We start from the raw sequence: 20,873 nt of genomic DNA, 5'->3' as shown, positions 1-20,873 counted from the left end.
CCACGCTATGCGGATTCGATGCGCAGATGGCGCCGTCTGGATAGCGAGGTTTACGGGACATGGCATTGACCCCCAACGAGGCATATGCGGCCAAGCAGCCGTTTGTGGACAAGGAGACGCTCGAGCATATCGTCGAGCAGTTCCCCACGCCGTTTCATCTATACGACGAGGCGGGCATCCGCCGCAACATGCAAGAGGTGCGCGACGCCTTTGCGTGGAACCCGGGCTTTAAGGAATACTTTGCCGTCAAGGCCAACCCCAACCCGGCACTCATCTCCATTCTCAACGAATACGGCTGCGGCTGCGATTGCTCGAGCTATACCGAGCTCATGATCGCCCGCTCGCTGGGTATCACGGGACACGACATCATGTTCTCGTCCAACGACACGCCGGCTGCGGACTTTGAGCTCGCCGACAAGCTGGGTGCCATCGTCAACTTTGACGACATCAGCCACATCGAGTTCTTTGAGCGTGTTGCGGGGCCCATCCCCAGGACGGTCAGCTGCCGCTTTAATCCGGGCGGCCTGTTCCAGCTCTCCAACGGCATCATGGACAACCCCGGCGACTCCAAATACGGCATGACCACCGAGCAACTCTTCGAGGCCTTCCGTATGCTCAAGACCAAGGGTGCCGAGGACTTTGGCATCCACGCCTTCCTTGCCAGCAACACCGTCACCAACGACTATTACCCCAAGCTCGCGCGCATCCTCTTTGAGCTTGCCGTGCGCCTGGAGCGCGAGACCGGCGCACACGTCGCCTTCATCAATCTATCCGGCGGCGTCGGCATCCCCTACCTGCCCGAGCAGCAGGCCAACGACATTCACGCCATCGGCGAGGGAGTGCACGCGGCATACGACGAGATCCTGGTCCCCGCAGGCATGGGCGATGTGGCAATCTGCACCGAGATGGGCCGCTTTATGATGGGCCCCTACGGCTGCCTGGTCACCAAGGCCATCCACGAGAAACAGATCTACAAGGACTATATCGGTGTCGATGCAAGCGCCGTCGATTTGATCCGCCCCGCCATGTATGGTGCCTACCACCACATTACGGTGATGGGTCAGCCGGGCGGCGCCGACAAGGGCACAGCGCCCGTCACGAACACCTATGACATCACGGGCAATCTGTGCGAGAACAACGACAAGTTCGCCATCGATCGCGAGCTACCGCATATCGACATGGGCGACCTGCTTGTAATCCACGATACCGGTGCGCATGGCTACTCCATGGGCTACAACTACAACGGACGGCTGCGCTCCGCCGAGGTCCTGCTGCGCCCCGATGGCGCGGCCGACCTCATCCGCCGCGCCGAGCGCCCGGGCGATTACTTTGCCACGCTCGACGTGCTGCCGTGCGGCCGAGAACTGTTGGCCAAGTCGCGCGCCGAAAGTGCCCGCCGCCGCGCCCAAGACGAGCGCCTGGCAGTCGCCGCCCAATGGAACAAGCGCATCCAGATCGCCGAAGCGAAGGAGAAGAACATGGACATCCGCAATCTCGAGGGCTCAATCGTCGCCCTGGTTACGCCGTTTAAAAAGGACGGCAGTGTCGACTTTGATGCGCTTGAGCGCCTTATCGATTTTCACCTGCAAAATGGCACCGACGCCATCCTCGCCCTGGGCACCACCGGCGAGAGCGCCACGATGACCGACGACGAGGACAACTCCGTTGTCGCCGCGGTGGTCAAGCAAGTTGCAGGACGCGTCCCCGTCATCGCCGGCTCGGGCTCCAACTCCACGCAGACCATGCTCACCAAGTCGCTCACTTACCAGGGCTTGGGAGCCGACGGCCTGCTGCTCATTACCCCCTACTACAACAAATCCAACGAAGAGGGTATCTACCAGCACTTTAAGACCGTCGCCGATGCCGTAGACATCCCCTGCATCCTGTACAACATCCCCGGCCGCTGTGGCTGCGGCATCAGCGAGCGCAACGTGGAGCGCTTGGCCGCGCACCCCAACATCATGGGCATTAAGGAAGCCTCGGGCAACGTCGCCTACGCTGCCAAGATCGCCCACCTGCTGTCCGACGACTTCCGCATGTACTCGGGCGAGGACGCGCTCACCGTGCCGCTCATGAGTCTGGGTGCTTCGGGCACCATCAGCGTGTGGGCCGACGTGCAGCCGCAGCTCGTACATGACATGTGCCGCGCCTATCTGGACGGTGACGTGGCACGTGCCCGCGATATCCAGATTGCCGGCCAGCCGCTCATCAATGCCCTCTTTAGCGAGGTCAACCCCATCCCCGTCAAGGAAGCGCTCGCCCAGATGGGTATGATCGAGGCAAACTACCGCATGCCGCTGTGTCCCATGGCAGACGACACGCGATCCGCACTTACCGATGCTCTGAAGGGAGCTGGTCTGCTTGATTAAGACCGTCATTATGGGAACGGGCCGCATGGGCTCGCTCATCCGCACTACCGCCGAGGGTATTGTCGACGCTGCCGGAGAGCCCGTTTTTGACATCGTCGCCCAGATCGGCTTCGACTTGTCCGAGCTCGAAAGCACCCCGGCGGCTGACGTCATCATCGACTTCTCGAACGTTGCGACCTTCGACACCGTCGTCGTCTATGTCGAGCGCACGGGTGCGGCGTTGGTCTCGGGCACCACAGGCTATACGCCCGAGCAGATGGATCGCCTGCGCGAGCTGGGTCAGAGCGCCCGCGTCATGCACTCCGGCAATTACTCCATCGGTATCGCAGCCCTGCGTCATCTGGTGGCACAGGCCACGCGAGAGCTGCCCGGCTTTGACTGCGAAATCGTCGAGACGCACCACAACCAAAAGGTCGACGCCCCCAGCGGCACTGCCAAGTTGCTGCTCGACGCCGTCGTCGAAGCCGAGCCCGAGGCAGGCTACCACCCCGTCTATGGCCGCGAGGGCATGTGCGGAGCGCGCGACCCCAAGGAGATCGGCGTGCACTCGCTGCGCGGCGGCACTGTCGCCGGCGTGCACGAAGTGAGTTTCTTTGGCCAGGACGAGGAGGTCACGCTCGCGCATCGCGCCACGAGTCGTCAGATCTTTGTCAACGGCGCCTTGGCAGCCGCGCAGAAGCTCGTCACCCGCGAACCCGGCTTCTATACGTTCGACCAGGTCATGTTTGCCTAACCAGGTATCAACCGGATCCACCCAAAGGAGAGACCGCAAATGAGCAACGCAGCCGAAATGGATGCACAGGAGATTATCAACTATATCGCCACCGCGCCTAAGAAGACGCCCGTCAAGCTGTACGTGCGCGAAAAGCCGGGCATGAAGGTCCAGTGGGGCAGTGCGCATGTCTATGGCGGCCGCCGTGGCAAGACTGTATTTGGCGACTGGGATGAGCTCAAGGCAATCCTCGACGCCAACGTCGATTCCATCGACTACTACGATGTGGAGAACGACTGCCGCAACTCCGCCGTGCCCATGCTCGACCTCAAGGGCATCAACGCCCGCATCGAGCCGGGTGCGATCATCCGCGACCGCGTCGAGATCGGCGACCGTGCCGTCATCATGATGGGCGCCATCATCAACATCGGCGCCGTCATTGGCGATGGCTCCATGATCGATATGGGCGCCGTGCTGGGCGGTCGCGCCACCGTGGGCAAGAACTGCCACATCGGCGCCGGCACCGTGCTGGCAGGCGTCGTGGAGCCCGCCAGCGCCACGCCCGTCATCATCGAGGACGACGTTATGATCGGCGCCAATGCTGTGGTCCTGGAAGGCGTGCGCGTGGGCAAGGGTGCTGTCGTTGCCGCCGGCGCCGTGTGCGTCGAGGACGTCCCCGCTGGTGCCGTCGTGGCCGGTGTCCCCGCCCGCGTCATCAAGATGCGCGACGAGAAGACCGACAGCAAGACCGGCCTCGAAGAGGGCCTGCGCCAGCTGTAGGGTTACGCGGTTTTACCAAACCGCGTAACTTGTCGACGCTCCAAACGGCCCAGAGCGGCAATCTGACGTTCAATCGTCGGGCATGACCAGAAGGTCAATGCCCTCCTCTTTCACGTCACCTTGCTCGCTCTGGGTCGTTTTCGCTGACTTATGCTCAACCTGCAACGTGATTAAGCCCCAAGTAAAAAGGCCGAATCCCTCGTCCGAGGCTTCGGCCTTCATCATCTCAGGGTTCCGTCGTATTCAACCATGGCGGGTTGCTTTGACAGGCGCCCTACGGCCGTCTTATAGACCTCGAAACAATCGCGCCGTGCTACTGCCACGATCTCGGCAATCTCAACCATTCCGTCCTCTCGGATTCGGAAAACCATTTTGAGTCCCGCATTCCGCCATTTAATCTTTTTGCAGCCGGCGAGCTCGCCGTGAAGCGGCGTTCCGATTTCATCAGCGCGCGTCTTTAATTTTGCGACGGCAATACGGACGAGCCTGCGCTGGGATCCATCTAGTTTTTGATATTCCTTCTCGACGTCTCGATTCAAAAAGCCGACAACAAAATGCCCGCTCATTCGAAAAGGTCCTCGTCGGGAATCGCGTCCGGATCCATCGACTCAAGCTCCGCGAGCTCCTCGGCAGTTAAGGCGTCCTCAAACGGAACAAACTCATGCGGACCATGCTTGGCTCGATCCGCAGCGATGCGATTTATCTCAAGTTCACGCAGATACTGCAGCGCGCCGTACATTTCCTCATAGGCAGCATAGTCGATAATCACGGTATCGATATCATTATGATCAGCAATGAACTGAGGCGCGCGTTTTGCGCGTTTACGAATGGTGGATAAGGACTTGCTTGCTTCGGTAGCAGAAACAACCTGGTCTTTTGTAAACACCGGTTTTTCCAGAACAAGTGGGGACATTTTGACCTCCAAAAAATAGTCTGGATTATATTTCAAAGTATACTTCAAAATATAATCCAGACTTTTATTCAAAAGTTAAAAGCCTTATCGATTCTCGATGCTACCGATGTTTTTGAGCTCGATGGAGATGAGGCCGTTGGGCTCGTTGACGAACTCGATGTACTCGGAGTTTGAACCCATCTCGGCCGGGAAGCTGATCTCGATGCCCGTATCGGTACGAATCTTATGATTGCGTACGGCCGCGCGCTCGACTTGCTTGCGCTCCACGGGCACGCGCTCGGGCACCTTCTCCTCGGTCAGCGCCGCACGCACGCTCTCCTTGATAACCGGCTCGTCCTCAAAGACCTCATCGACGATATCCCAAGGCGGCAGCTCCTCGTCGTCTTCAACCTTCTCGGCAACGGCGGCTTTGACCTTGGCGAGCGCTACGGCCGTGTTGGCGCCGTGCTCTTCGGCGACCTCCTCGACCACGCGCGTCACCGTGTCGATGACCTCCTTACCCGAAACCCCCGTATCGCACTGCAGCAGGCCGTCGGGAATGAGCATGCGATCCTCGCCGGCAATCTTGCGCTTCTTGTCCACGTAGCCGATCTCCATGGTGCTCGCGCGCACGATGGCATAGCTCGGCACCTTTTGCGAGGGGTTTGGCAAAATGGCGTAGTGGCGCGCGATGTCGTTACGAACCTCGCCCTCTTCGCGACCCACCTCGTGCATGAATGCCTGCTTGGAGCCCAGCAGCATCACGGCAAACCAGCGGGCATCTTCATCATCGTCAAAGTCCGCCACAAGCACGTCAGTGGACTCGGCTTTCTCGGCCTTGGTGAGTTCGGAAGAGATGAACTCCGCAATCTGCTGTGACAAGTCCACGAACTCACGCTCACCAAAGAAATAGCCCTTGAGCTCGCCGCCAAACGCAGAGTTCTCCGCAAACGTGGCGCGCTTATTGTCGGCCGAGGTACGTGCGCGGCGCAGATGCGTGGTCACAAAGCTGCGCACGGTACGGCTTTCGATATCCAGCTCGCGCTGGCTCATGACGTTGACGGCAGAGTCAAAGTCCAGGATATGCAGAATCGCGTGATTGATTTTCATATACGGCATTCCGTTCTAGATCACTTTTGGCACGAACCAGTATAGCGGTCGAGTCCACCCCAGGCGCATCGAAGATTGGTGCAAACAAGCCTGTCCCCTTTGCATAAAAAAGCGCCCGGGTCACATGGGCCCGGACGCCTTCGTTGTAGCTTTTCGCTCTAGCGAGCTTGATTTAGCAGGAAAAGTCGACGCTGTCGATAATGTCCTTGAGGGCCTTTGCGGAGGCGGTGAGCTCATGCTGCTCGTCATCGTTCAGCGGCACGGGGACGCGGCAGACAACGCCGTCGCGGCCAACGACGGTCGGCATGGAGATGGCAAGATCGGACAGACCATACTCGCCCACCATGAGCGAGGAGACGGGCAGAACGGTCTGCTCGTCACGCATGACGGCAGTGCAGATGCGCTTTACCGCCATAGCGACACCGTAGTAGGTGGCGTGCTTCTTCTCGATGATGGTGTAGGCGGAGTTCTTGACGTCCTCAGCAATGCGCTTCTCGGCAGCCTCATGCTCCAGGTGGCCGTGAAGCTCGCAGAAGGTGTTCAGCGGCACGCCGGCAACCTGAGCGCTGGACCAGGCGACAAACTCGGAGTCGCCGTGCTCGCCCATGACATAGGCCTGAACGTCGCGCGGGTCAACCTCGACGTGGGCGCCGAGCATTTGCTGTAGACGGCCGGTGTCGAGCACGGTGCCGGAGCCGATGACATGGCCCTCGGGCAGACCGGACATCCTGATGGCGGCGTAGGTCAGAACGTCGACCGGGTTGGAGACGATGAGCAGAATGCCGTCGAAGCCAGACTTCTTAATCTCGGGAATAATGGACTTAAAGATGCTGACGTTCTTGTTGACCAGGTCCAGGCGGGTCTCACCGGGCTTCTGAGCAGCGCCAGCGGTGACGACGATCATGGCGGCGTCGGCGACATCAGAATAATCGCCGGCGTAGATCTTCATCGGCTCGGCAAACGTCATGCCGTGCGCAATATCCAGGGCCTCGCCCTCGGCGCGGTTCTTGTCCACGTCGATGAGAACCATCTCGGAGAACAGACCACTCTGCATCAGCGCGAACGCCGAAGACGAACCGACGAAACCGCAGCCGACAATAGCGACCTTCTTCTCGTTAACCATTAGAAACTCCCATCTCTCTCCACAAACAAGCCGCCCGGGAACGACCCGAGCGGCTTGACGTAATCCCAATGCATCCAATCGGGACTTTGATTATGCTCCTATACGCAGCCAAAAATCGACCGTTTACCGAAATTGTTTGCAGGATTCGTAAAATAACTGCACGAAATCGGTTTCGGGCTATTGACGAGCCCAAATAGTCTTCTAATACAGGCCCGCCTCGCGGATGGCCTCGACAGCCAAAGCGATCTGATCGGGCGGCAGGACCAGCGCCATGCGCACGTGCCCCTCGCCCGAAGGGCCAAAGCTCGCGCCCGGCGTCACCACAACGCCGGCCTTCTCCATAAGCTCCTCGCAAAACGCCATGGAATCGGTGCGGCCACCGGGAAGCTTGGCCCACACAAACATGGAGCCATGCGCGTTGGGACGCTCCCAGCCCAGGTCCTCAAGACCGTCGCACAGGGCATCGCGGCGCTCCTGGTACTTCAGACGTTGCGCCTCGACCTCATCGCGCGGACCATTGAGGCAGGCGATGGCGGCCTTCTGAATCGGGAAGAACATGCCAAAGTCGATCTGGCTGCGCAGCTTGGCAAAGGCAGAGACCACATCCTCACGGCCGACCAAAAAGCCGATGCGCGCACCGGTGACGTTAAACGACTTGGAAAGCGAGAAGAATTCCACGCCCACCTCGAGCGCGCCGGGATACTGCAAGAAGCTGCCGCCGGGCTCGCCGTCAAACACGATGTCGGAGTACGCGTTGTCATGGACAATCAGCAGGTCGTGCTCGCGGGCGAAGGCGATGATCTCCTCGTAGACCTCGGGCGTGCCCACCGAGCCCACCGGGTTGGCGGGCAACGACACGATCATGTACTTGGCACGATCGGCCACCTCGGGATCGATGCCCGCCACATAGGGCAGGTAATTGTGCTCCGCCACCAGCGGATAGTACTCGAGCTTGGCATCGGCGATCTTGGCGCCCGCCTCAAAGACCGGATAGCACGGATCGGGAACCAGAATGGTGTCACCCGGATCGAGCAGGGCCAGGCCCAAATGACCCACGCCCTCCTGCGTGCCGTTGCACGACTGCACCATGGACGGCGTAATGCCCGAAACGCCAAAGCGACGCTCATAGTAATCGCACACGGCCTGCTTAAGCTCGGGCAGGTCGCGCAGGGAATACTTCCACATCTCGGGATTTTGGGCGGCCTGCGTGAGCGCCTCGACCACGTGGTCGTACGGCTTAAAGTCGGGCGTGCCCACGCTCATGTTGTAAATGGTCTTGCCCTGAGCCTTCAGCGCAAGAAGTTTGTTGTTGAGCGAGGCGAAGACCTCCGCGCCAAAGCGGTCGAGACGCTGCGATGCCTGCATGGTGCCACCTTTCGATATAAAAAATACGGCGCTCCGACAAGAGCGCCGCGCGATACGGGCCATCAGATTGCAAAAGTGTAACGCTTGCAACCCCCGTATTGGTTCAATTTAGCCAACCTTAGTCAATTGGATTGAGCGCGTCGATCCGCGCAAGCCACAGACGCGAGCTGGCGTCACTCGGCATACGCCAATCGCCGCGCGGGCTGAGCGTCACCGAGCCCACCTTGGGACCATCGGGCAGACAGCTGCGCTTAAACTGCTGGGCAAAGAAGCGACGATAGAACGTACGCAACCACGTGTGGACGGTCTTGGCGTCATAGACACCCTCAAAGCTCTTGAGCGCCATACGGTAGATCTTGCCCGGCTCAAAGCCAAAACGCAGCAGGTAATAGAGGAAGTAATCGTGCAGCTCGTACGGGCCCACCAAATCCTCGGTCTTCTGAGCAATCTCACCGTCGCCCGTCGGCGGCAGAAGCTCGGGGGACACCGGCGTATCGAGGATATCGAGCAAGACCTCGGCAATACGCCCGCCAAAGACATCGGCGGCATAACGTACCAGATGGCGCACAAGCGTCTTGGGCACGCTCGCGTTGACGGCGTACATGCTCATGTGGTCGCCGTTATAGGTAGCCCAGCCAAGCGCCAGCTCCGACAGGTCGCCCGTGCCGATGACAAAACCGCCAGCCTGGTTAGCCAGATCCATCAGAATCTGCGTACGCTCGCGGGCCTGGCTGTTCTCGTAGGTCACGTCTTGGACGGCCGGGTCGTGCTCAATGTCCTTGAAGTGCTGCTCCACGGCCGTGTGGATCGAAACCTCGCGGAAGCTCACACCCAGGTCGCGAGCGAGCGACTCGGCATTCGACTTGGTGCGATGTGTCGTGCCAAAGCCGGGCATGGACACGGCTGTGATACCGGTGCGCGGCAGCCCCAGCGCATCGAAGGCACGCACGGTCACAAGCAGTGCCAGCGTGGAATCCAGGCCGCCCGAAAGACCGATGACTGCAGCCTTGGTACCCGTATGGGCAAGGCGAGTCTTGAGGCCGGCAGTCTGCAGATTGAGGATCGTCTCGCAGCGCCCGGCCAGGTCACCATGGTCGGCCGGCACAAAGGGCGCGCGGGGGAAGACACGGTCGATGTCGAGCGCATCACGCAGGACAGGTTCTTCGGCCAGCACGCCCTCAAACGAAAACTCAACAATCGTGGCCTCCGGCGCATCATCCGCGCGCGTCCACGTGGTCGAACGACGGCGCTCGGCAACCAGACGGTCGAGGTCAACGTCGGCCACCGCCATATCGCAGGTGAGGAGCTTCGTGGCGGCGAGCTTCGAACCGTTTTCGTAGACGAGGTTCTCGCCTGCAAAGACCATGTCGGTCGTGGACTCGCCCTCGCTCGCGTCCGCGTAGGCATAGGCGCAGTACAGGCGCGCGCTTTGGTTAGAGATAAGGCTGCGGCGGTAATCTGCCTTACCGATAATCTCGTCCGAGGCCGACGGATTGAGGATCACCGTCGCACCGGCAAGCGCCATCTCGGTCGAAGGGGGCGCCGGCACCCACAGGTCCTCGCAGACCTCAATACCGAGTACCAAATCCTCGGCGCCCTCATCACAGCAGCGGTAGACAAGCCCCGAACCCAGCGGAACCGGACCCTGACCGGCAAACTCAACCCACACGGGATCGGCGGGCGCCGGAGCAAACCAACGGCGCTCATAGAACTCGCCATAGTTGGGCAGATACTTCTTGGCCGTGAGGCCCAAAATCTCGCCCGCGCAGCACACGGCGGCACAGTTGTAGATATTCTCGGCCACCGCAACGGGAAGACCGATGGTAAAGACAATCGGCAGCTCGCGGGTTTCATCGAGAATATGTGCCAGTGCGGTCTCGCAGGTATGCAGTAATGTGCGGTTATGGAACAGATCAGCCGCGGTATAGCCAGTCAGATTAAGCTCGGGCAGCACCAGAGCACGAACACCGCGCTCGACCGCCTCGCGAACAGCCGCCAGCGCAACCTCGGCATTGCCCTCGACATCGGCCACGCGAATCCGCGGCGAGGCCGCCGCCACACGCAAAAAGCCATCAGACTGAGAAAGGTGAAGATTCATAAGAATGCTCCCGTGCGTAGACGCCATTCACAACAATTAGCAAGCCCTATTGTAGTTCAACCGCCGGGTGTAACCGCATCCCACCAATTTGGTGAGCTATTGATGAGTTGATGGTATCTGTTAAATGTCACGTACGATTCACATCTGGTGGGTACCCTGATGGCTACACGAAACGAAGCAGATTTACACCGGGAGGGCCCCGTATGACAACCAAGTACACCGACGCGCCGCGCACGCGCGTCATGACACCGGCCGCACTCAACAACGGCGTTCACGAAAACCATTCCATCGGACAGACCATGGCCATCGCGCCCAAAAAGGGCCTATTCGACGACATTTCCATTCCCCAAATCATCGCCGGCGCCGCAGCTGCCGCCACGAGCGTCGCACTTGCTTCCAAGATCGGCATCGCCGGATCGGTGATCGGTGCCGCCGTGAGCTCGGTCATCACCGTTGTGTCCTCGCAGGTCTACCGCCACTTTATCTCTGCCAGCGCCGAAGCCCTCAAAGGTACGCACGCCGCCGTCGACTACCCTGCCGGCGCCTATGAGCCCGTTGACCTTAATGCCGAGGAGCACCTGGGCGGCGCCGCGACTACGCAGGAGATGCGCCAGGTTGCGGGGCGCACGACCACGGCGCGCGTCGCCCCCAACAGTCTGCGTGCCAAGGCGGCGGCAGAGCGAAGCCAGACGCAAAAGAAGGTCATCGTCTTCTCGATCGCCATCGCCATCGTCGCGGTCATCGCCTGCGCCGGCGCCATCCTTATCACCACCGCCGGTGAAGGTCTGGGCGAGCGCCCCGAGTCAATCCTTTCGTCGCGCACGACCGAGCACGACGCGGATAGCACTGGTCAATCGCAAAGCCAGCAGGACGACTCACAGGACACCTCCGCATCCACCGACTCGTCCTCGAACACCCCCGATCAATCGCAGAACGCCGATTCCTCTGTGAACAACAGCGGCACGCAATCCGGCACGACTGACTCAAGCCAAACGACCGACGGCTCTCAACCGAGCACGAGCGACCAGACGAGCGGCAATACATCGGGCACAAGCTCCACCGACAACAGCAACACCAATAGCTCGAACAGTTCGAGCGGATCCGCGTCCGGCACGCCATCTGACAGCTCGAGCCAAGGCACGGCATCGGGCAGCTAGGCACGTTTGCCTCTCATAGATAACCGACCTGCATAACGGGCGCGAACCGGCAACGGTCGTGCCCGTTTGCCTTGGGCGACGAGATGGCAAGCCCCATGCGATGGTAAGATGCTTTGGTGTGTATAGAGGAGATTTGCCATGAGCAAGACAATAGTTAAGCCCACACTATCGCTGGGCAACCACATCTATCTGTATCGCCTGCTGCGCGACGCGATTGGGTGCGGCAAGCAAACGTTTATGACGCAGGTCGAGGAGGCGCTCGCCACTGGTGACATGGCCGCTTATGACCTGGGCTTCGAGTCCACGCGCGAGCTGCTCGAGGAGCTCGACGACTGCATTAAGCTGACCGTCTTTAAGGGCGGCCGTCTGTATGCCACCGTCATCGCCAACGAAGCCTGGGATGCCGCCCTTGCCAAGGGCGAGAACAAGCCCAAGGCTGCCAAGGGAGCCAAGCAGTCCTACAAAAAGAAAAAGCGCGGCGAGAAGGACCTCAAGGCCGTGCGTCCCAAGCACGTTAAGCATCCCGAGCCCGAGCCCGTGGCCGAAGTCGCTCCGGAGCCAGAGTCCGAGCCCGAGACAGGGATCGAAGTCGCTATTGAGGTAACGGCAGGAGCCGAAACCGAAATCGCCGCCACGACCGATCCCGAGGTCATATCAGAGCAGGAAGCCACTGCGGAGCTCAACGAGGCTCCCAAGTCGACAACCGAAGAAGCCGCCAACCAACCCGAGACGCCTGCGTTCCAAAACAGCGATGTCTTTGGCGACGAGCCCGAGGACGATCAGCCCGACGAGCCCGACGATCAAGACGCTACCGAGTCGACGCCAGAGCCCGAGACACCGCAGCCCGCCATCTCGCTCACGGTCGTCTATGACCCCGAGAACGCAAACGCCGGCATCACCACCATGGCCTCCACGCCAGCCGAGGCAAAGCCATCTGTCGAGGCAGAGGATGCCCCGCGAGCCGATACCAAAACCGAGACCGCAGACACGTCCGTCTCCGTGGAACCGACGGATTTCGCAGTTAAGCCGGAAACAGCGCCTGAGCCTGCCATCGAGTCCGCATCCGCATCTGCCTGTGACCAGATTCCCGCACCTGCACCGGCTCCGGTCCCCGTTGCGGTACCTGTCACCACACCCGCAGCACCGACCATCCCCGAGGACTTCCCCGTCGATTTCACAACCGAGGTCTTCTGTCCCGGCCCATTGCTACACCAGCTGTCGACCTATCTCCCCTACGGCGCCGACACGCTCGGCATCGTCGGCGAGTACTACTGGATCGCCCGCGAGCGCGGTACCATCGAGGCCGCGCGAAACCGCGCAAGCTTCCCCCTGCGCTACACGCAGGCCGGCGAGCGCCACGAAGTCACCGTGCGCATCCGCCGCAACACCACCGGCGGTCTCGGAGCCACCTGGACCATCGACAAAGTCGAGCCTTCTACCAAGTAAAAAAGGGACGATAACCCTCAAGGTTATCGTCCCTTTCTCGTTAGGTCACCTGAGCTCGACTAATCGCGCGTCAGCTTGCGGTGAATACGATGCGGCTGGGCTGCGTCCTCACCCAGGCGCTCGATGCGGTTGGCCTGATAGGCCTCAAAGTTGCCCTCAAACCAATACCAGTTGCCCGGATTCTCGTCGGTGCCCTCCCACGCCAGAATGTGCGTGGCGACGCGGTCCAGGAACATACGGTCGTGGCTAATGACCACCGAGCAGCCCGGGAACTCGAGCAGTGCCGCCTCGAGCGAGGACAGCGTCTCGACGTCGAGGTCGTTCGTGGGCTCGTCGAGGAGCAGCAGGTTGCCGCCCTGCTTGAGCGTGAGCGCCAGGTTCAGACGGTTGCGCTCGCCACCGGAAAGTACGCCAGCGCGTTTCTGCTGGTCCTGGCCCTTAAAGCCAAAGCTCGCCACGTACGCGCGGCTGGGGACCTCGGTCTCGCCGACCATCATGTGGTCCAGGCCGTCCGAGACGACCTCCCACAGGTTCTTATCGGGGTCGATGCCGGAGCGGTTCTGATCGACATAGGAGATCTTGACGGTCTCGCCCACCTCGAGCTCGCCCGAAGTCAGCGGCTCCAGGCCCACGATGGTCTTGAACAGCGTGGTCTTGCCCACACCGTTGGGGCCGATGACGCCCACGATGCCGTTGCGCGGCAGGGTGAACGATAGGTCGTCGATGAGCACGCGACCGTCGAACTCCTTGTGCAGGTGATGGGCCTCGAGCACCTTGTTGCCCAAACGCGGGCCCACAGGGATGCGGATGTCGGTCCAGTCGAGCTTCTGGCTTGCGCGGGCCTCGGCCTCCATCTCCTCATAGCGAGCCAGACGGGCCTTGTTCTTGGCCTGACGGGCCTTGGGGCTGGAGCGTACCCACTCGAGCTCGGCCTCCATGCGCTTAGCGAGTTTGGCGTCGCGGTTACCCTGAGCCTCGATACGGGCGGCTTTAGTCTCCAGATACGTGGAGTAGTTGCCCTTGTAGGGATAGAGGTGACCACGGTCGACCTCGCAGATCCACTCGGCAACGTTATCCAGGAAGTAGCGGTCGTGCGTGACGGCAAGCACCGCGCCCTGGTAGTTGTGCAGGAAGTGCTCGAGCCACAGGATCGACTCGGCGTCCAGGTGGTTGGTGGGCTCATCGAGCAGCAGCAGGTCGGGAGCCTCGAGCAGCAGCTTGCACAGGGCCACGCGACGACGCTCGCCGCCGGAAAGCACATTGACCGGCATGTCGGAATCGGGCAGCTGCAGGGCATCCATAGCCTGGCCGAGCTTGGAATCGATATCCCAGCCATCGGCGGCATCGATTTCGTCCTGGAGCTTGCCCATTTCGGCCATGAGGGCATCCATGTCGCAGTCCGGGTCGCACATCTCCTCGCCGATCTTATTGAAGCGATCGACCTTGGCGATCATGTCGCCAAATGCCATGCGCACGTTCTCGATGACGGTCTTGTCGTCGTCGAGCGGCGGCTCCTGCTGCAGGATACCCACGGTGTAGCCGGGGGTAAGTCTGGCATCGCCGTTGGAGACTTCCTCGATGCCGGCCATGATCTTGAGCAGGGTCGACTTGCCCATGCCGTTAGGGCCCACGACGCCGATCTTGGCACCGGGATAGAAGCTCAGGGTCACGTCGTCAAGGATCACCTTGTCGCCATGAGCCTTGCGAGCCTGATACATCTGGTAGATAAACTCTGCCATTTGCCTGTTTTATCCTTTCTACCTGCTGTTTCCCTATTCTTGTTTCGCTTTAGTGGAAACGAGATGAGAAAACCAGCTCTAAAACGTAACGAAAAAGGGGCACGGTTACCCACACCCCCTAATACTACCTGGGAAAAGTCCCCCGGAACATACTATGAACTGCGTACGCTAGTTTTCCGCAACCTTAACGAGCGGCTCGCTGCGATTTGCGCCACAGCAGATACGAGTAGACGTAGACGACTCCGACCGAACCAAACGCCAGAACCGCAATCACCGCGGCGACAACTTCACTTGAAAGCACGCTACCCGCAACGCCCATCACAATCAGACCAACACCCAGCACCATAAAGCAGGCACCGCCAAAACGCTGCGTACGGCGCCAGTTCTCGGGATCGGCAAGCGCCCAGGGCGTCTTGATACCGAGCGTATAGTTCTGCTTCACACGCGGCAAGTAGTTGCCTACGCCAATGAACAGCAAACCGACAGCACCGGAAATCAGCACGTTGACCGAACCGACCGCCGGCACCACGCCCCAGACCGTAAGCTCTCCCAGCCAGCTTATGGCGCACATGAACAGGGTGAAGGCGATTACGAAGCCCTGATAGAACTTGCCCGAGGCTCGATATGCCTCACCTTTGGGATCGATGCGCGGCACCACGCAGAACATTGCGAGAAGCACCAGGGGCAGCACGCCGTGCGCGGAGGCCATCCAGCTGGGACCCCAACCGTCAACGCCGTTCGCGCCCCAGTGCGTGGGAATCTGCGCAGGCAAGCTCGGCATCACCATAAGGTGCGCTACGATATTGGCGACGCACAGAGCGACCAGCGCGATCCACACGCGTGGCGATACCCCCGTGGCGTGAATGCCCTTGTTTTCGTTATTCATCCTTATCACCTTCAGTGTTTGTAAAGCCCATAAACCAACCGATCAAGTCCTGCATGACGGTGGTGTTTAAGCTGTAAACGATGTTTTGGCCATGACGTTCATCGGTCACCAACCCGGCGTTTTTGAGCGTCGCCAAATGATGGCTCAATGATGGCTTGCTGATGTCAAAATGCTCGGCAAGCTCCCCAGCCGTGCGGTCGCCCTCGCGTAGTAGTTCCAAAATGCGCCGCCGCGTAGGATCGGCCAGCGCTTTAAAACCCTCTCCCGGCATAGGACCTCCTCTCAGTATTTCGTTCGACGCGCACACTATACTCGATATTTAAATGTTTGTCTAATTATCTAATCTTATACTCAAAAAAATAGCCGCCCCCGCGTAATGCGAAGACGGCCACTTCTCACGCCATAAACGTGTTTCGGAGTTGGCTAACCCGCGGCAACGGGCGCCATCTGCTTCAATCTTATGCGAATCCCGATCCCATTTCAACAAACCCCAAGGGTTCAAATGGAATCGTGATAATACCTATAATGGCGATAGCTAAAACACGATTCGCTTCCCCATCGGAGGATATTTATGACCGAAACCGTTGCCGCAGCCGCAATCGAGACACGCGACACCAAGCTCGAGATCATCATGGGCCGCGAGGCACTCGATAAGCTCGCCGATGCTACGGTGCTGGTGCTCGGCTGCGGAGGTGTGGGCTCCAATTGCTGCGAGGCACTCGCCCGCGGCGGCATCGGTCATTTCGTCATTCTGGACAAGGACATCATCGCGCCCAGTAATATCAATCGCCAGGCCATCGCCTTCCACAGCACCGTCGGCAAGCGCAAGGTAGACGTGATGGAAGCCATGATTCGCGATATCAATCCCGCCGCCACCGTTATCAAGCGCACCGAATACCTGTTGAGCGACAACATCGACGAGTTCTTTGCGAGCGTTTTTGAGCAGACGGACGGCAAGCTCGACTACGTCGTCGACGCCATCGACACCATCTCGGCCAAGCTCACCATTGCCAAATATGCTCAGGACCACGACATTCGTTTGGTTAGCTCCATGGGCGGGGCCAACAAGCTCCATCCCGAGTGCCTCCGCTTTGCCGACATCTTCGATACGGTACGTGACCCCATGAGCCGCATTATGCGCAAAGAATGTAAGAAGCGCGGAATCAAGAGCCTACATGTATTGTTTAGCTGCGAGGAATCGGTTAAGACACAGCCCCGCGACCCTTCCAACATCCACGAGCGTACCGAGCTCGGAACCGCCAGCTTTATGCCGCCCATCATGGGTCAGATGATTGCCGGCGAGGTTATCCGCCAGATCAGTGGCCGCGGCACCGAGCGCGTGCGCGCCGATGGCCAGCGCCTGGACTAGCGGAGTGCGCCGAGATGGAGCCCCGGTTATTTGATGCACACTGCCATCTTGATTTGATGGCTTACCCGAATGCTGTTGCCGACGAAACTGCGGCTATAGGACTGGGGGTCTTTGATTGCGGGGTCGACCCGCGCGACTTCGCGGCAGCAAAAAAGCGGGCCAGCCGTTACCCAAACATTATCGCGGGCGTTGGCCTCCATCCCTGGTGGCTCGCCGACGGCCGCTGCGGTCCTGCCGAAATCAATCTGCTTTGCAAAGTTGCTGCCCAAGAGCGCTATATCGGCGAAGTCGGACTCGACTTTTCCGCGCGCTTTGCCGGAAGCGAACCGCTTCAAATGCAGGCACTTGACCGGCTCTGCGATGCGCTCGTGCAGTGTCCTCTTGCCGGGCGCGTAATATCGATTCACGCCGTTCGTTCGGCAGGAACCGTACTGGACGTCCTCGAATCGCATGGTCTACTCATCCCAAACCCCGACTCCCCCGCTATCATCTTCCACTGGTTTAGCGGCACTTCGGACGAACTCGTCCGCGCGCGTAATGTGGGCTGCTATTTTTCTGTCAACGAACGCATGCTCGCGTCTAAACGAGGACGCGAATACGTACGACAGATTCCGCTCGACCGCTTACTGCTTGAAACCGATGCACCAGCGGAGGCAAACACAGAAACAAGCGCGCAGTCGCTCATCAAATCGCTCACAAGGACCTCGATGCGCATCGCCTCGCTCAAAAATTGTGACGCAAAGCGTATCGAATCGGCAGTTTTAACAAATGCACACTCTATTTTTGGCCTTCGCTAACCCCTGTGGGCAAAAAGACGACAACGATACCATTATGACGGTAGACGTGCCGTCCAAGTCCTACGCAAGCTCCAGCAGCTCCGGCAGCTGGTCGATAATCTTGTCCGCGGCATCTTGGCTAAAGCCGAAGCGTTCCTCGCGCTTGGCAATGACCGTCAGGCCGGCTCGCTTGCCGGCAGTGATACCAGGCACCGAATCCTCAACGCAGCAGCAGCGATTCGCGGGCAGTCCCAGCAGGTCCAGCGCATGCAGGTAGATGTCGGGCTCGGGCTTGCTCTCCTTAAACTGCTCGCCGCTCACCACATACTCAAAGGCATCCGACAGCCCGCACGCATTGAGCACTTCCTCGATGCTATCCATGGGAGACGAGCTGGCAAGCGCCACGCGAACGCCGCGGCGCGGCAGCTCTCGAATCGTATCCACGGCGCCTGGGTTAATCAAAGCCTGATAGTCGCGCGGACGCTTATGCGCCCACTCGTCCCAACGGGCCAACGCTTCCTCGCCAGTGAAATGCCCCTTACCGGCGCGCTCAAACCAATCGACCAGCATATGCAGGAAGAACTGATGTGAGGTACCGACCTGCCCGTTCAACTCCTCTTGAGTCAGGTTAAGCCCAAGCTCCTTGGCAAACGCGGCAGTCTCGCCCAGGTAGTAATACTCGGTATCGACAATGACTCCGTCCATGTCAAAGATAACGGCGTCGAACGGAAATGCGGACACGGCACCCTCCCTAACAAAAGGGCGCCTGTAAGCAGGCGCCCGAACCATGCATTAATCGGCGATTCTAACCCAGCAGCTTATCCAGCGCCACCGCAATGCCGTCTTCGTTGTTATTGGCAGTCACCATCTGGGCCACGGCCTTAACCTCGTCAACCGCGTTGCCCATGGCAACACCGGTGCCGGCCCACTCAATCATGGACTTGTCGTTCTGGCCGTCGCCAAAAGAGACGACCTCGCTGGCATCGATGCCGAGCTTGGGCAGGGCACCCTCGAGCGCGCGGGCCTTGTCGATACCGGACGCCGTAAACTCAAAGTACCAGTCGGCCGTAAACATACCCGAAAGCGTCTGAGTAAAGGGCGCATACATCTCCTCGTGATGCGCTTGCAGATAGGCCGGGTCGCCCGCAGTGAGCAGCTTGTCCACGGGATAAGTGTCCACGACCTCATGCAGGCTCTCCACCTCGCGAATCTTAAGATCGCACGCGTCGCGCTCGTATTTGACGATGTTTTTCTGCGAGCCATCCGGCAGCGTAATCATGCAGCGGTACGAATCCTCGACATGCAGATCGCGACCGAGCGAAATCATAGGGATCACGTCGAAATTGCGCAGATGATCAATCAGGCGATGCAATTCATCGGCAGGCATAGCCTGATCGAACAGTACCTCGTCGGTCTGGGCATCGACGACGTGAGCGCCATTAAAGGCCACCAGCAGACCGTCATGGTTATGAAGGTCGAGCTCCTGCGCCAAGGCGTGCAGCCCCCATGCGGGACGGCCCGAAGCCAAAATGAGCTTAATGCCCGACTCCTGCGCCGCGAGCAGCTTCTCGCGCGTACGCGGGCTGATGACCTTTTGGTCGTTGGTGAGCGTACCGTCGATATCCATTGCGATGGCTTTGATTGCCATATGCGCCTCCTTGCATCGTTTTTATCGCGCACTATCTTATCCGAGCCGGGGCACGTTCGCACAGCGCACGTATGACGGTTGCAAAACCACCCCATTTGAAACAAAGGCAAAAAAGTACTTGCAAAGACGCGTTCCGACATATAAGTTGATAAAAGACCGCCGTTGCGGTTTTAAGTAGATCGAGCATATGAAGTTTGAGTTTTAGCGTGTAAGAGAAGGAAGATCGGCAAAGTACAACCCCAAACGTAATGACAACTTAATGAGGTAACTGCCACATGTGAGGCACCTAGGGCATTGCTGTCTCGATTTTGAGCACGATGCCTTCCGCCTTGCATGGGCCGTTCCATCCCGCCCCTGCAGCAACTGTCTCACGGGCTCATTGAAAACCGCATAGCACCCCAACGTCAGCACATCACCCACGGCAAGCACATCACTCACGACAACCAACACATCAACAAACAGCACGAACATCAACCGATTGGAGAAGCTATGACAAACCACCACGCTGAAGACGGCGATAAGAAAAGCATTCTGGATGCCCGCATTGAGCGAGCATATGCAAACGAATATGACGCCGCCTTTGCCGCCGCGACCATCAAGAACTACGCGTCGCTACCGCTCGCGACGATCTTGGCCGACCACCCTCAACTGCTGAAGCGCTGCACAAAGATCATGGGCGACCCCGACATTCGCAAGCTGACAGACCCCTATGCCCCAAAACGCGGCAACGATTCGTACGTTCTTGCCGTAGGCTGCCTAGCCCATATGCTTACGGCGCTCGACACGAAACTCAAGCTCGAATGGGAACCCGACGAGCGTCATGAACTCGAAAGCAAGCGGAACACCCTGCGCACCGCACTGTTCCTTCCGTTGGACGGCCTCAAGCGCTGCAACGTCGAGCTCAATACACAGGCGCGGCAAAAGCCCGGGACCACGGGGCAGAAAACTCCAAGACCCCATGCGGCCATCGTCGACCGCAACCGATATAACCGCATGACCGCGCACTTTTCCGCCGAGGGAGCAGCCATAAGGACGCTGATCGACCTGCTGTGCCTCCTGAGCATCAACGAGCTATTTGAGGGCTATCTCGCCCTTGTTCCCGCGACGGCACCCAAGTCGGTAGCAAAGATCATCGAGACCTGCAGACGCCAGTTTGAGCGCCATCGCAATGGCAGCGAGATGAACGCCAGCATCGCGCAGTACTACGCGGCTCATTACAAAAATGACGGATGTGCCCCTGTCGAGCATCAGCTGCGGCTCGCCTACACCACGCCCGTCGCAACGCTCCATCGCTTTGGAGCCCTTGGCGCTTGCGAGCCGTACGAACAGGCAGCCTGCCCCACAACCGAGCTCGATCTCAGGCTCGGACGAACCCTGTAGCCCGCCAGCCCCTCCGCGGGCAA

Annotated in this window: 19 protein-coding genes; 8 read left to right on the top strand and 11 right to left on the bottom strand. The window is 59.5% G+C overall.

Annotation, left to right across the window (positions count from 1 at the left end):
• Positions 1 to 59 precede the first annotated feature (59 nt).
• From dapA to dapD, 3 genes are read left to right on the top strand one after another with little or no spacing between them, the layout of a single operon-like run.
• Entirely contained in the window at positions 60 to 2,369 is a 2,310-nt protein-coding gene (dapA, locus tag ACTQWD_RS01290; protein WP_441559071.1) for a 4-hydroxy-tetrahydrodipicolinate synthase, read from the top strand.
• Entirely contained in the window at positions 2,362 to 3,102 is a 741-nt protein-coding gene (gene dapB, locus ACTQWD_RS01285) for a 4-hydroxy-tetrahydrodipicolinate reductase (protein WP_441559070.1), read from the top strand. The genes dapA and dapB overlap by 8 nt, the downstream gene beginning before the upstream one ends.
• Before the next feature lie 39 nt (positions 3,103 to 3,141).
• A complete protein-coding gene (dapD, locus tag ACTQWD_RS01280) occupies positions 3,142 to 3,861 on the top strand; it encodes a 2,3,4,5-tetrahydropyridine-2,6-dicarboxylate N-acetyltransferase (RefSeq protein WP_441559069.1) in 720 nt (239 codons plus the stop codon).
• A gap of 221 nt (positions 3,862 to 4,082) precedes the next feature.
• Here the strand turns inward: dapD and ACTQWD_RS01275 are convergent, their stop codons facing one another.
• The 6 genes from ACTQWD_RS01275 to ACTQWD_RS01250 form a co-directional block, all read right to left on the bottom strand.
• A complete protein-coding gene (locus tag ACTQWD_RS01275; RefSeq protein WP_441559068.1) occupies positions 4,083 to 4,427 on the bottom strand; it encodes a type II toxin-antitoxin system RelE family toxin in 345 nt (114 codons plus the stop codon).
• Positions 4,424 to 4,774 (bottom strand): hypothetical protein, encoded by a 351-nt coding sequence (locus ACTQWD_RS01270; protein ID WP_441547298.1) that lies wholly within the window; start codon positions 4,772 to 4,774, stop codon positions 4,424 to 4,426. Before ACTQWD_RS01270 ends, ACTQWD_RS01275 begins: the two co-directional genes overlap by 4 nt.
• 84 nt (positions 4,775 to 4,858) lie before the next feature.
• Positions 4,859 to 5,863, bottom strand: coding sequence for a nucleoid-associated protein (locus ACTQWD_RS01265; RefSeq protein WP_118377194.1), 1,005 nt, complete (start codon positions 5,861 to 5,863; stop codon positions 4,859 to 4,861).
• 172 nt (positions 5,864 to 6,035) lie between these two features.
• On the bottom strand, positions 6,036 to 6,986 hold the full coding sequence (locus ACTQWD_RS01260; protein WP_427727834.1) for an L-lactate dehydrogenase: 951 nt from the start codon (positions 6,984 to 6,986) through the stop codon (positions 6,036 to 6,038).
• Positions 6,987 to 7,187: 201 nt separating this feature from the next.
• On the bottom strand, positions 7,188 to 8,351 hold the full coding sequence (locus ACTQWD_RS01255) for a pyridoxal phosphate-dependent aminotransferase (RefSeq protein WP_154517336.1): 1,164 nt from the start codon (positions 8,349 to 8,351) through the stop codon (positions 7,188 to 7,190).
• A gap of 118 nt (positions 8,352 to 8,469) precedes the next feature.
• Positions 8,470 to 10,449 carry an NAD(+) synthase gene (locus ACTQWD_RS01250; RefSeq protein ID WP_441559067.1) on the bottom strand — a complete coding sequence of 660 codons (1,980 nt, stop codon included), beginning with the start codon at positions 10,447 to 10,449 and terminating at the stop codon, positions 8,470 to 8,472.
• A 203-nt stretch (positions 10,450 to 10,652) separates the two neighbouring features.
• Here ACTQWD_RS01250 and ACTQWD_RS01245 point away from each other — a divergent pair, with 203 nt between their 5' ends.
• The gene (locus ACTQWD_RS01245; protein WP_441559066.1) at positions 10,653 to 11,606 is read left to right on the top strand and encodes a hypothetical protein; all 954 of its coding nucleotides are present in this window, start codon (positions 10,653 to 10,655) and stop codon (positions 11,604 to 11,606) included.
• 138 nt (positions 11,607 to 11,744) lie between these two features.
• On the top strand, positions 11,745 to 13,052 hold the full coding sequence (locus ACTQWD_RS01240; RefSeq protein WP_441559065.1) for a hypothetical protein: 1,308 nt from the start codon (positions 11,745 to 11,747) through the stop codon (positions 13,050 to 13,052).
• Between the two features lie 59 nt (positions 13,053 to 13,111).
• Here the strand turns inward: ACTQWD_RS01240 and ettA are convergent, their stop codons facing one another.
• The 3 genes from ettA to ACTQWD_RS01225 form a co-directional block, all read right to left on the bottom strand.
• Positions 13,112 to 14,791 carry an energy-dependent translational throttle protein EttA gene (ettA, locus tag ACTQWD_RS01235; protein WP_055251458.1) on the bottom strand — a complete coding sequence of 560 codons (1,680 nt, stop codon included), beginning with the start codon at positions 14,789 to 14,791 and terminating at the stop codon, positions 13,112 to 13,114.
• A 184-nt stretch (positions 14,792 to 14,975) separates the two neighbouring features.
• A complete protein-coding gene (locus tag ACTQWD_RS01230) occupies positions 14,976 to 15,677 on the bottom strand; it encodes an SdpI family protein (RefSeq protein WP_441540608.1) in 702 nt (233 codons plus the stop codon).
• On the bottom strand, positions 15,670 to 15,948 hold the full coding sequence (locus ACTQWD_RS01225) for an autorepressor SdpR family transcription factor (RefSeq protein WP_154517353.1): 279 nt from the start codon (positions 15,946 to 15,948) through the stop codon (positions 15,670 to 15,672). The genes ACTQWD_RS01230 and ACTQWD_RS01225 overlap by 8 nt, the downstream gene beginning before the upstream one ends.
• A gap of 300 nt (positions 15,949 to 16,248) precedes the next feature.
• On the opposite strand from ACTQWD_RS01225, the gene ACTQWD_RS01220 reads away from it, so the two are divergent.
• Positions 16,249 to 17,046 carry a tRNA threonylcarbamoyladenosine dehydratase gene (locus tag ACTQWD_RS01220; protein WP_154517356.1) on the top strand — a complete coding sequence of 266 codons (798 nt, stop codon included), beginning with the start codon at positions 16,249 to 16,251 and terminating at the stop codon, positions 17,044 to 17,046.
• 14 nt (positions 17,047 to 17,060) lie between these two features.
• A complete protein-coding gene (locus ACTQWD_RS01215) occupies positions 17,061 to 17,843 on the top strand; it encodes a TatD family hydrolase (RefSeq protein ID WP_441559064.1) in 783 nt (260 codons plus the stop codon).
• Between the two features lie 60 nt (positions 17,844 to 17,903).
• Here the strand turns inward: ACTQWD_RS01215 and ACTQWD_RS01210 are convergent, their stop codons facing one another.
• Together ACTQWD_RS01210 and ACTQWD_RS01205 are read right to left on the bottom strand one after the other, a co-directional pair.
• Positions 17,904 to 18,563: an HAD family hydrolase gene (locus tag ACTQWD_RS01210; protein WP_338404326.1), complete on the bottom strand. Its 660-nt coding sequence runs from the start codon at positions 18,561 to 18,563 to the stop codon at positions 17,904 to 17,906.
• A gap of 64 nt (positions 18,564 to 18,627) precedes the next feature.
• Positions 18,628 to 19,470, bottom strand: coding sequence for a Cof-type HAD-IIB family hydrolase (locus ACTQWD_RS01205; RefSeq protein ID WP_427747959.1), 843 nt, complete (start codon positions 19,468 to 19,470; stop codon positions 18,628 to 18,630).
• Positions 19,471 to 19,959: 489 nt separating this feature from the next.
• Here ACTQWD_RS01205 and ACTQWD_RS01200 point away from each other — a divergent pair, with 489 nt between their 5' ends.
• Positions 19,960 to 20,850, top strand: coding sequence for a hypothetical protein (locus ACTQWD_RS01200; protein ID WP_427718547.1), 891 nt, complete (start codon positions 19,960 to 19,962; stop codon positions 20,848 to 20,850).
• Positions 20,851 to 20,873 lie beyond the last annotated feature (23 nt).

Source organism: Collinsella sp. LCP19S3_B6, assembly GCF_052121815.1.
Taxonomy (GTDB): domain Bacteria; phylum Actinomycetota; class Coriobacteriia; order Coriobacteriales; family Coriobacteriaceae; genus Collinsella.
This window is presented reverse-complemented; position numbering and strand designations above follow the sequence as displayed.